The sequence below is a fragment of the Streptococcus sp. 10824 genome (genome assembly GCF_013276595.1).
GTDB classification, from domain to species: Bacteria; Bacillota; Bacilli; order Lactobacillales; family Streptococcaceae; genus Streptococcus; species Streptococcus pseudopneumoniae.
Genome location: NZ_VMLH01000076.1, coordinates 38,761 through 50,609, shown reverse-complemented (window position 1 = coordinate 50,609; position 11,849 = coordinate 38,761). Strand labels below are relative to the sequence as shown.

Sequence of the window (11,849 nt, the reverse complement as noted above, 5' to 3'; positions counted from 1 at the left end):
CTGCGGCTAGCTTCCTAATCTGCTCTTTGGTTTTCATTGAGTATCAGTGACTAACTCATCAACTCTGATTTATCCAATAAAATTGAAAAGGATGGAAAAAAGGTTGCATTTATGATATAATTTATTTTAAAGACCTTATTAGAAATCTTGAGAGAGTATTGAAAACTTAGAATGAGAAAAATTGTTATCAATGGTGGATTACCACTACAAGGTGAAATCACTATTAGTGGTGCTAAAAATAGTGTTGTGGCCTTAATTCCGGCTATTATCTTGGCTGATGATGTGGTGACTTTGGATTGCGTTCCAGATATTTCGGATGTAGCCAGTCTTGTCGAAATTATGGAATTGATGGGAGCTACTGTTAAGCGTTATGACGATGTCTTGGAGATTGATCCAAGAGGTGTTCAAAATATTCCAATGCCTTATGGGAAAATCAATAGTCTTCGTGCATCTTATTATTTTTATGGAAGTCTTTTAGGTCGCTTTGGTGAAGCCACAGTTGGCTTGCCTGGAGGATGTGACCTTGGTCCTCGTCCGATTGACCTACACCTTAAGGCTTTTGAAGCTATGGGTGCCACTGTTAGCTACGAGGGAGATAACATGAAGTTATCTGCTAAAGATACAGGACTTCATGGTACAAGTATTTACATGGATACGATTAGTGTAGGAGCAACGATTAATACGATGATTGCTGCGGTTAAAGCAAATGGTCGTACTATTATTGAAAATGCAGCCCGTGAACCTGAAATTATTGATGTAGCTACCCTCTTGAATAATATGGGTGCCCATATCCGTGGGGCAGGAACCAATATCATCATTATTGATGGTGTCGAAAGATTACATGGGACCCGTCATCAGGTGATTCCAGACCGCATTGAAGCTGGAACATATATTTCCTTAGCTGCTGCAGTTGGTAAAGGAATTCGTATCAATAATGTTCTTTACGAACACCTAGAAGGATTTATTGCTAAGTTGGAAGAAATGGGAGTGAGAATGACTGTATCTGAAGACAGCATTTTTGTCGAGGAACAGTCTAATTTGAAAGCAATCAATATTAAGACGGCTCCTTACCCAAGCTTTGCAACTGATTTGCAACAACCGATTACCCCACTTTTACTAAGAGCGAATGGTCGTGGTACAATTGTCGATACGATTTACGAAAAACGTGTAAATCATGTTTTTGAACTAGTAAAGATGGATGCGAACATTTCGACAACAAATGGTCATATTTTGTACACGGGTGGACGTAGTTTACGTGGAGCCAGTGTTAAAGCAACTGACCTGAGAGCAGGTGCAGCTTTAGTTATTGCTGGTTTGATGGCCGAGGGACAAACTGAAATTATCAATGTCGAGTTTATCTTACGTGGTTATTCTGATATTATCGAAAAATTACGTAATCTAGGAGCGGATATTAGACTTGTTGAGTATTAAACCGTAGAGGTGTTTATGAATATTTGGACCAAATTAGCAATGTTTTCTTTTTTTGAAACGGATCGCTTGTATTTGCGTCCTTTCTTTTTTAGTGATAATCAGGACTTCCACGAGGTAGCTTCAAATCCAGAAAATCTTCAATTTATTTTCCCAACGCAGGCAAGTCTGGAAGAAAGTCAGTATGCACTTGCCAATTACTTTATGAAGTCCCCTTTGGGAGTGTGGGCAATTTGTGACCAGAAAAATCAACAAATGATTGGTTCTATTAAATTTGAGAAGTTAGATGAAATCAAAAAAGAAGCTGAGCTTGGCTATTTTTTGAGAAAAGATGCTTGGTCGCAAGGATTTATGACAGAGGTTGTTAGAAAAATTTGTCAGCTTTCTTTTGAAGAATTTGATTTAAAACAATTATCTATTATTACCCATCTCGAAAATGAAGCAAGTCAACGGGTTGCCCTTAAGTCTGGATTTCGATTGATTCGTCAGTTTAAAGGAAGTGATCGTTACACAAGAAAAATGCGGGATTATCTTGAATTTCGGTATGTAAAAGGAGAGTTCAATGAGTAAGCATCAGGAAATTCTAAGCTATTTGGAGGAATTACCAGTAGGTAAAAGAGTCAGTGTTCGTAGTATTTCCAATCATCTAGGAGTTAGTGATGGAACAGCCTATCGGGCTATTAAAGAAGCTGAAAACCGTGGAATTGTGGAGACCCGTCCTAGAAGTGGAACAATTCGTGTTAAATCCCAGAAAGTTGCTATAGAGAGATTAGCGTTTGCTGAAATTGCAGAGGTGACTTCTTCTGAGGTTCTGGCTGGGAAAGAAGGTTTAGAGAGAGAATTTAGTAAGTTCTCTATCGGTGCCATGACTGAACAAAACATCCTATCCTACCTTCATGATGGGGGACTCTTGATTGTCGGAGACCGGACCCGTATCCAATTACTAGCGCTGGAAAATGAAAATGCCGTTTTGGTTACAGGTGGTTTTCATGTTCATGATGATGTGCTTAAACTGGCAAATCAAAAAGGGATTCCTGTTCTAAGAAGCAAGCATGACACTTTCACTGTTGCGACTATGATCAATAAAGCCTTGTCAAATGTCCAAATCAAGACTGATATTTTGACAGTTGAGAAGCTTTATCGTCCAAGTCATGAGTATGGTTTTCTGAGAGAGACAGACACCGTTAAAGATTATTTGTACTTGGTACGCAAGAATCGTAGCAGTCGTTTTCCTGTTATCAATCAACATCAGGTTGTTGTTGGCATTGTAACCATGAGAGATGCTGGTGATAAGTCACCAAGTACCACAATTGACAAGGTCATGTCTCGTAGTTTATTTTTAGTTGGATTATCGACAAATATTGCCAATGTGAGTCAACGGATGATTGCTGAAGACTTTGAAATGGTACCGGTTGTTCGGAATAATCAAACCTTGCTTGGAGTTGTGACACGACGAGATGTCATGGAGAAGATGAGTCGTTCCCAAGTTTCTGCTCTACCAACTTTTTCTGAGCAGATTGGTCAAAAACTCGCTTATCACCATGATGAAGTCGTCATTACAGTGGAACCCTTTATGCTTGAGAAAAACGGTGTTTTGGCTAATGGTGTATTAGCGGAGATACTGACTCACATGACCCAAGATTTAGTTGTGAATAGTGGTCGCAATCTCATTATCGAGCAGATGCTCATCTACTTTTTGCAGGCTGTTCAGATAGATGATACACTGCGCATTCAAGCACGCATTATCCACCATACTAGACGGTCAGCTATTATTGATTACGATATTTATCATGGTCATCAGATTGTTTCAAAAGCAAATGTAACCGTTAAAATTAATTAGAAACTAGGAGAAAAAATGATAACATTAAAATCAGCTCGTGAAATCGAAGCTATGGATAAGGCCGGTGATTTTTTAGCAAGTATCCATATTGGCTTGCGTGATTTGATTAAGCCTGGCGTAGATATGTGGGAAGTTGAAGAATACGTTCGCCGTCGTTGTAAGGAAGAAAATTTCCTTCCGCTTCAGATTGGAGTTGACGGTGCCATGATGGACTATCCTTATGCTACCTGTTGCTCTCTTAATGATGAAGTAGCTCATGCTTTCCCTCGTCACTATATCTTGAAAGATGGTGATTTGCTCAAGGTTGACATGGTTTTGGGAGGTCCAATTGCTAAGTCTGATTTGAATGTCTCAAAATTAAACTTCAACAATGTTGAGCAAATGAAGAAATACACTCAGAGCTATTCTGGTGGTTTAGCAGACTCTTGTTGGGCTTATGCTGTAGGTACACCGTCCGAAGAAGTGAAAAACTTGATGGATGTAACTAAAGAAGCAATGTATAAGGGGATTGAGCAAGCTGTTATTGGGAACCGTATTGGTGATATTGGTGCAGCCATTCAAGAATACGCTGAAAGTCGTGGTTACGGTGTAGTGCGTGATTTGGTTGGTCATGGTGTTGGCCCAACCATGCACGAAGAACCAATGGTTCCTAACTATGGTATTGCTGGTCGTGGACTTCGTCTCCGTGAAGGAATGGTCTTGACTATTGAACCAATGATTAATACAGGTGACTGGGAAATCGATACAGATATGAAAACCGGTTGGGCGCATAAGACCATTGACGGTGGATTGTCATGTCAGTATGAACACCAATTTGTCATTACGAAAGATGGACCTGTTATCTTGACTAGCCAAGGTGAAGAAGGAACTTATTAATAAAAATTGAAAAGACTACTGGAAGTTTATTTTGATAAAAAATCCAGTAGATCTTTTCATAATAAAACGCATTGTATCAAGTGTTAGGGGCTGATATCATGCGTTTTTCTGACTTTAAGATTTTTTCCAACTCTGTTTGTAACCACATCATAACAGAGGGTCTAGGATTCAGGGCTCTCCTCCTATATACTATTAGTAAAGCAAAACTAGGGGAGAATATTTTAGTGTCGCAATCTATTGTTCCTGTAGAGGTTTTACGATATCGTTGTTTTGGTTTTAAAAAGAGAAATGGAATTCTGTTTAACGTTCGTATTGCCAATCTTAAATTTACCTTTTTTATATTGATGTATTGAGCTAGTTCATGAAAAAATTAAGTGAAAAAGTCGAGTGTTTTAGAAACCTACAGTGTAGTATTCTAGTTTCAATCCGCTATATTTTGCTACTCCCCGTAAAGTTTCTATTTTCCCTGATTTCTGATATAATAGAAATATTGACTTCAAGAGTAAGGAAGAGAAGATGAACGCATTATTAAATGGAATGAATGACCGTCAGGCTGAGGCGGTGCAAACGACAGAAGGTCCCTTGTTGATTATGGCGGGGGCTGGCTCTGGAAAGACCCGAGTTTTGACCCACCGTATCGCTTATTTAATCGATGAAAAGCTGGTCAATCCTTGGAATATCTTGGCTATTACCTTCACTAACAAGGCTGCGCGTGAGATGAAAGAGCGTGCTTATAGCCTTAATCCAGCTACTCAGGACTGTCTGATTGCGACCTTTCACTCCATGTGTGTGCGTATTCTGCGTCGCGATGCGGACCATATTGGTTACAATCGCAATTTTACTATTGTAGATCCAGGGGAGCAGCGAACTCTCATGAAACGCATTCTCAAGCAGTTGAACTTGGATCCTAAAAAATGGAATGAACGAACTATTTTGGGAACCATTTCCAATGCTAAGAATGATCTGATTGATGATGTAGCTTATGCTGCCCAAGCTGGCGATATGTATACGCAAATCGTGTCCCAGTGTTATACAGCTTATCAGAAAGAACTGCGTCAGTCGGAGTCGGTTGACTTTGATGATTTGATTATGCTGACCCTGCGTCTCTTTGATCAAAATCCTGATGTCTTGACCTACTATCAGCAGAAGTTTCAGTACATCCATGTTGATGAGTACCAAGATACCAACCACGCTCAGTATCAATTGGTCAAACTCTTGGCTTCACGCTTTAAAAATATCTGTGTGGTTGGGGATGCGGATCAGTCCATCTACGGTTGGCGTGGTGCTGATATGCAGAATATTTTGGATTTCGAGAAAGATTATCCCCAAGCCAAGGTTGTTTTGTTAGAAGAAAATTATCGCTCTACGAAGACTATTCTTCAAGCGGCCAACGAGGTCATTAAAAACAACAAAAACCGCCGTCCTAAGAATCTCTGGACCCAAAATGCTGATGGGGAACAAATCGTTTACTATCGTGCCAATGATGAACTAGATGAGGCTGTATTTGTAGCCAAAACCATCGATGAACTTGGTCGGAGTCAAAACTTCCTTCACAAGGATTTTGCAGTTCTCTATCGGACTAATGCGCAGTCCCGTACTATTGAGGAAGCCTTGCTTAAGTCCAATATTCCTTATACCATGGTTGGTGGAACCAAGTTCTACAGCCGTAAGGAAATCCGCGATATTATCGCTTACCTTAACCTCATTGCCAATTTGAGTGACAATATCAGTTTTGAGCGCATTATCAACGAACCGAAACGAGGAATTGGGCCAGGAACGGTTGAGAAAATTCGTGACTTTGCGAATGTGCAAAACATGTCTATGCTGGATTCTTCTGCTAATATCATGTTGTCTGGTATCAAGGGGAAAGCAGCCCAATCTATCTGGGATTTTGCCAATATGATTCTGGATTTGCGGGAGCAACTGGACCAGTTAAGCATTACTGAGTTGGTTGAGGCCGTCCTAGAAAAAACAGGTTACGTCGATATTCTAAATGCTCAAGCGACTTTAGAAAGCAAGGCTCGGGTTGAAAATATTGAAGAGTTCCTTTCTGTGACGAAAAACTTTGATGACACCTCTGATGGGCCAGAAGAAGAAACTGGTTTGGATAAACTAAGTCGTTTCTTAAATGACTTGGCCTTGATTGCGGACACAGATTCAGGTAGTCAGGAGACATCAGAAGTGACCTTGATGACCCTGCATGCTGCCAAAGGTCTCGAGTTTCCAGTTGTCTTTTTGATTGGGATGGAAGAAAATGTCTTTCCACTTAGTCGTGCGGCTGAAGATCCAGATGAATTAGAAGAAGAGCGCCGTCTAGCCTATGTAGGTATCACGCGTGCAGAGAAAATCCTCTATCTAACAAATGCCAACTCGCGCCTGCTTTTTGGTCGTACCAACTACAACCGTCCCACTCGTTTTATTAACGAAATCAGCTCGGACTTACTTGAGTATCAAGGTCTGGCTCGTCCAGCAAATACAAGCTTTAAGGCATCTTATAGCAGTGGTGGGGTTGCCTTCGGTCAAGGTATGAGTCTTGCCCAGGCTCTTCAAGACCGTAAACGCAGTGCTGCCCCAAAATCTATCCAGTCAAGCGGTCTCCCATTTGGTCAATTTACAGCTGGAGCAAAATCAGCTTCTAGCGAGGCAAATTGGTCCATTGGTGACATTGCCCTCCACAAGAAGTGGGGAGAGGGAACTGTTGTGGAAGTTTCAGGTAGCGGTGCTACGCAGGAATTGAAAATCAATTTCCCAGAAGTAGGTTTGAAAAAACTTTTGGCTAGTGTGGCCCCAATTGAGAAAAAAATCTAATTTTTCATCCTTCTCACGAATAATAAAGTGAGGAGGATTTTTATGTACAGTATTTCATTCCAAGAAGATTCACTATTACCAAGAGAAAGACTGGCCAAGGAAGGAGTTGAAGCGCTCAGTAATCAAGAGTTGCTAGCTATTTTACTCAGGACAGGAACACGTCAAGCTAGCGTTTTTGAAATTGCCCAGAAAGTCTTGAGCAATCTTTCAAGCCTAACGGATTTGAAAAAAATGACCCTGCAGGAATTGCAGAGTCTGTCTGGTATCGGCCGTGTTAAGGCCATAGAATTACAAGCTATGATTGAACTGGGCCATCGTATTCACAAACACGAGACTCTTGAGATGGAAAGTATTCTCAGCAGTCAAAAGTTGGCCAAGAAGATGCAACAGGAATTGGGGGACAAAAAACAAGAGCACCTGGTGGCGCTCTATCTCAATACTCAAAATCAAATCATTCATCAACAGACCATTTTTATCGGTTCTGCAACTCGTAGTATCGCTGAGCCGCGAGAGATTCTTCACTATGCTATCAAGCATATGGCGACTTCACTCATCTTGGTCCACAATCACCCTTCGGGAGCGGTAGCCCCTAGCCGAAATGATGATCATGTCACTAAAATTGTTAAAGAAGCCTGCGACCTGATGGGGATTGTCCTCTTGGACCATTTGATTGTCTCACAATCTAGTTACTTTAGTTACCGTGAAAAGACAGATTTAATCTAAAGTTCATTAACAACATAGTCAAAGAGGTTTTTATCTTTGGGGCGATTTTCAAATAGAAATTCTGGGTGCCATTGGACACCGAGAAAGGCAACATCATCCGTACTCATGACAGCTTCAATAATACCATCTTTAGGATCATGAGCCGCAATCTTTAAATTTGGTGCTAAATCCTTGATACTCTGGTGATGGAAGGAGTTGATATGGGAGATTTCTCCATAGATTTCTCGGAGAACAGTATCAGGTTCTGTCACCAAGCGTTGAGTTGTGTACTCGGCAGAACAATTCTGCCAATGATCTTCGATATCTTGGTACAGAGTTCCGCCCATGGCAACGTTAAAAAGCTGAGTCCCACGACAGACGGAGAAAATAGGCTTTTTCTGTTTGATAGCTTCCTTGATGAGGGCCAGTTCGAAGATATCTCTTTGAAGGTGGTAGTCATCGCTATCAATGGTTTTTGGTTCACCATAGAATTTTGGATCAACATTTTGCCCACCTGTCAAGATGAGCTTGTCAATCATACTGATATAGTGGCAGGCCATTTCTTGATCACCAATCGGTAGGATGATGGGAATCCCTCCAGCGTCTTTAACGCCTTCCACAAAGCCTTTTGCTGCGTAGATCATCATGATGTCATCATCCGGATGAGTTTTTTCGTTTCCTGTTATCCCAATAACTGGTTTTTTCATAAAATGATTTTCGCTTTCTAATCCTCTTTTCGCATGAAGTAGAGGAGGGTTTGGAGTTCACTTGTCAAATCGACATACTGAACGACCACATCTTTTGGTAAATGCAGATGGACTGGTGAAAAACTAAGAATTCCTTTCACACCAGCATCTACCAAGAGATTAGCAACCTCTTGTGACTTAACACTGGGAACGGTCAGGATAGCAGTCTTGACATCGGCATCCTTGATTTTATCCTTGATTTGAGAAATTCCGTAAATGGGAATCCCGTCAGGAGTTTGGGTACCGACTTCAGGATGGTCATCCAGGTCAAATGCCATGATAATCTTCATCTTGTTACGCTCATGAAAGCGGTAGTGGAGAAGGGCATGGCCCATATTTCCAATACCAACCAGCATGACATTGGTAATAGAGTTATCATTGAGCAAATCGGCAAAAAATGTCATCAGTTTTTTGACATCATAGCCAAAACCACGACGACCAAGTTCACCAAAATAGGAAAAATCACGACGTACGGTCGCTGAATCAATACCGATAGCCTCTGCAATTTGTTTAGAGTTGGCACGTTCAATCTTTTCTGCATGAAATCTCTTAAAAATTCGATAGTAGAGAGAGAGTCTTTTCGCTGTAGCTTTTGGAATAGCAAACTGTTTATCTTTCACAAAATCACAACCTTTCTATTCTTCTATTTTATAGAAACATTGTGAAAAAATCAACAAAAACAAGAAAAAACTAAGAAAAATCTTAGTTTTGATGTAAAAAATCTGTATGTGATAGAAAACGGTAGAGGTCTCCGACCAGACCCTGATAAATTTTCTGGCTATTAAAAGTCAGAGAAGTTACATAAAGTGTATCTGGCAGGGTCACACATCCTGACAAAGCCAGCATGAGAGCTTCATAATCCTCATACTTGAGTGTACGCTCTACATGATAGCTGTCCTTATAGGTCAATTCAAACATATGGGACCTATCTTTCTGATTTTGTAAAGACACCACGTTCTACCAAGCTATCCATGAGGAAGTAGAATTTTTCCTGATGAATGTGGTGGTCTTCTGATTTGAAAATATCAACTAGACGAAGACCAAACTTGTCAGTGATATTGATTTTAGCCCCTGTAAGTTCCTTGTTAATGATGATTTTGAGTTGGAAGCCTTCACCGCTGTTTGGCACTTTTTCCAAAAGGCGAGTCAATTCATAGTTACCAACCTTAGTCTCAAAAAAGGTGTTATCTTTGAGGGTGAATTTTTTAACAGAAGGGCTAAGAGTGTAGTCGTAACGACAATTTTTTAACTGAATGGTTTTTTCAAATGCCATATGGCTAACCTCCGATAATTTCTTTTAAGGTTTTTGCGAGGGTTTGTAGGTCTTCAACAGTATTTTGTGGCGACAAACTGATACGAACGGATTCCTTCAAGCGTTCTGAATTTGCCCCGTACATGGCTTCAAGAACATGGCTGGATTGGACAATGCCTGCCGTACAGGCTGAGCCAGTAGAGATAGAAATTCCAGCCAAATCTAGCCGAAGGAGTAAAAGGTCATTTTTCTGATCAGGAAATCCAATATTGAGGACATAAGGGAGATGATCTTGTCCTCTATTCAGGTAATACTGAACTCCCTCAAGCTCCGCAAGAAAGGCAGTTTCTAGATTTTGTACATGTTGGAAATGTTCTTCCTGTTTTTCTAGGTCTTCTTTTAGGGCTGCAACCATACCCACGATGGCAGCTAAATTTTCAGTTCCTGCACGTTTTTTCTGTTCTTGGTCTCCACCATGTAGATAGGAATCAAAATCCATGCTAGATGCGTAGAGAAAGCCGATTCCCTTAGGACCATGGAATTTATGGGCAGAAGCAGTGAGAAAATCAATGCCCAATTCTTCTGGATGAATAGGGATTTTACCAATAGCCTGAACTGCATCGACATGATAGGCGGCTGGGTGTTGCTTGAGTATTTGGCCGATTTCAGCAATGGGCAGTAGGTTTCCAGTCTCATTATTGGCAAACATGGTAGAAATCAAAATCGTATCGTCACGTAAGGCCTCTTGAATTTGCTGGGCGGTGATTTCTTGATTTTCTGGCTGGATAATGGTTGCTTCAAACCCAAAGTGTTGAACCAAGTAATCAATGGTTTCAAGGACAGCATGGTGCTCGATGGCAGTTGTGATAATATGTTTTCCTCGTTCTTGGTGACGAAGGCAGTAGCCAATGATAGCAGTATTGTTGCCCTCAGTCCCACCAGAAGTGAAAAAGATATGTTGAGGTTTCGTCCCCAGTAACTGAGCTAGTTCCTGGCGGGCTTCTCGCAAGAGTTTGCCAGCTTGACGACCATGCCCATGAATACTAGAAGGATTTCCATGGGTTTCTTGCATCACCTTGGTCATAGCTGAAATAGCAACTGCTGACATAGGAGTTGTCGCAGCATTGTCCAAATAAATCAAAGAATCACCTTATTTCTTTTTGTTGTAGGTAAAGAGTGGGCTGACTGGTTTTCTTTCGTGGATACGGACGATAGCATCACCAATTAACTCACTAGCAGTGATGTAGCATACGTTTTTAGGAGTTTTTTCTTTTGTTGCTACTGAATCAGTCACAAGAATTTCTTTAATCTTAGTATTGTCAAGAAGTTCAGCAGCTCCCTCGACGAAGAGAGCGTGGCTAGAAACAGCATAAATTTCTGTAGCCCCTTCACGTTCAACGATTTTAGCAGCTTCAGAGAAGGTACGTCCTGTATTCAGAATATCATCAATCAAGATGGCTTTTTTACCTTCAACATCACCGATAATATAACCTTCGTTGCGAGTTGCATCATCCTGAGGGTAGTCGATAATGGCGATAGGAGCATCAAGATATTCAGCCAAGCTACGAGCACGCTTTACACCTGAATTTTTAGGGCTAACGACAACAACATCTGAACCGAGTAGTCCCTTATCGCAGTAATGTTTTGCAAATAGGGGAACAGTGAAAAGATTATCCACTGGAATATCAAAGAAACCTTGAACCTGAACGGCATGCAAATCAAGAGTCAGGATACGATCAACCCCAGCCTTAACCAGCATATTGGCAACTAGTTTTGCTGTAAGTGGCTCACGAGGACAAGCAATGCGGTCTTGACGTGCATAGCCAAAATATGGAAGGACAACGTTGATACTGTGGGCACTTGCGCGCACACAAGCGTCGACCATGATTAACAATTCCATTAGGTGGTTGTTGACAGGGAAACTTGTTGATTGGATGATGTAAACATCATAACCACGGACACTTTCTTCAATATTCACTTGGATTTCTCCGTCTGAAAATTGACGTGATGATAGTTTTCCAAGTGGGACACCAACAGCTTGAGCAATTTTCTGTGCAATCTCTTGGTTAGAGTTGAGTGCGAAAAGTTTCATGTTTTTTCTATCTGACATTATAGACCGTCCTCTGTAAACTTTATAAATCCTAGTGATATTTGCCTTACATATATGAACTGGGATTCGTGTATTTTTATCTTTTCT

The 11,849-nt window shown here is 40.9% G+C and carries 12 protein-coding genes; 6 read left to right on the top strand and 6 right to left on the bottom strand.

All coding sequences use genetic code 11. The features are described from left to right. Window positions 1-171: 171 nt before the first annotated feature. From HT701_RS07405 to radC, 6 genes are all read left to right on the top strand, one after another. Window positions 172-1,431 carry a UDP-N-acetylglucosamine 1-carboxyvinyltransferase gene (locus HT701_RS07405; RefSeq protein ID WP_001227095.1) on the top strand — a complete coding sequence of 420 codons (1,260 nt, stop codon included), beginning with the start codon at window positions 172-174 and terminating at the stop codon, window positions 1,429-1,431. Window positions 1,432-1,446: 15 nt separating this feature from the next. Continuing rightward, on the top strand, window positions 1,447-1,998 hold the full coding sequence (locus tag HT701_RS07400; protein WP_001028719.1) for a GNAT family N-acetyltransferase: 552 nt from the start codon (window positions 1,447-1,449) through the stop codon (window positions 1,996-1,998). Continuing rightward, window positions 1,991-3,268, top strand: coding sequence for a CBS-HotDog domain-containing transcription factor SpxR (spxR, locus tag HT701_RS07395; RefSeq protein WP_000033818.1), 1,278 nt, complete (start codon window positions 1,991-1,993; stop codon window positions 3,266-3,268). Before HT701_RS07400 ends, spxR begins: the two co-directional genes overlap by 8 nt. A 15-nt stretch (window positions 3,269-3,283) precedes the next feature. Next, window positions 3,284-4,144, top strand: coding sequence for a methionyl aminopeptidase (locus tag HT701_RS07390; RefSeq protein ID WP_000631540.1), 861 nt, complete (start codon window positions 3,284-3,286; stop codon window positions 4,142-4,144). A gap of 516 nt (window positions 4,145-4,660) precedes the next feature. Next, entirely contained in the window at window positions 4,661-6,952 is a 2,292-nt protein-coding gene (gene pcrA / locus HT701_RS07385; protein ID WP_000992883.1) for a DNA helicase PcrA, read from the top strand. 42 nt (window positions 6,953-6,994) lie between these two features. After that, on the top strand, window positions 6,995-7,675 hold the full coding sequence (radC, locus tag HT701_RS07380; RefSeq protein ID WP_000286927.1) for a DNA repair protein RadC: 681 nt from the start codon (window positions 6,995-6,997) through the stop codon (window positions 7,673-7,675). Here radC and HT701_RS07375 read toward each other — a convergent pair. The 6 genes from HT701_RS07375 to HT701_RS07350 form a co-directional block, all read right to left on the bottom strand. Beyond that, window positions 7,672-8,361, bottom strand: coding sequence for a gamma-glutamyl-gamma-aminobutyrate hydrolase family protein (locus tag HT701_RS07375; RefSeq protein ID WP_172931382.1), 690 nt, complete (start codon window positions 8,359-8,361; stop codon window positions 7,672-7,674). The genes radC and HT701_RS07375 overlap by 4 nt on opposite strands. A 17-nt stretch (window positions 8,362-8,378) precedes the next feature. After that, window positions 8,379-9,020, bottom strand: coding sequence for a redox-sensing transcriptional repressor Rex (locus HT701_RS07370; RefSeq protein WP_000653403.1), 642 nt, complete (start codon window positions 9,018-9,020; stop codon window positions 8,379-8,381). Window positions 9,021-9,102: 82 nt separating this feature from the next. Further along, window positions 9,103-9,318: a DUF4649 family protein gene (locus HT701_RS07365; RefSeq protein ID WP_000462493.1), complete on the bottom strand. Its 216-nt coding sequence runs from the start codon at window positions 9,316-9,318 to the stop codon at window positions 9,103-9,105. 7 nt (window positions 9,319-9,325) lie between these two features. Further along, window positions 9,326-9,673: a DUF1831 domain-containing protein gene (locus HT701_RS07360; protein WP_000863540.1), complete on the bottom strand. Its 348-nt coding sequence runs from the start codon at window positions 9,671-9,673 to the stop codon at window positions 9,326-9,328. 4 nt (window positions 9,674-9,677) lie between these two features. Further along, window positions 9,678-10,793 (bottom strand): cysteine desulfurase family protein, encoded by a 1,116-nt coding sequence (locus tag HT701_RS07355; RefSeq protein ID WP_172931381.1) that lies wholly within the window; start codon window positions 10,791-10,793, stop codon window positions 9,678-9,680. Between the two features lie 9 nt (window positions 10,794-10,802). After that, complete coding sequence (locus HT701_RS07350; RefSeq protein ID WP_172930650.1) at window positions 10,803-11,762, bottom strand: ribose-phosphate diphosphokinase; 960 nt, start codon at window positions 11,760-11,762, stop codon at window positions 10,803-10,805. Window positions 11,763-11,849 lie beyond the last annotated feature (87 nt).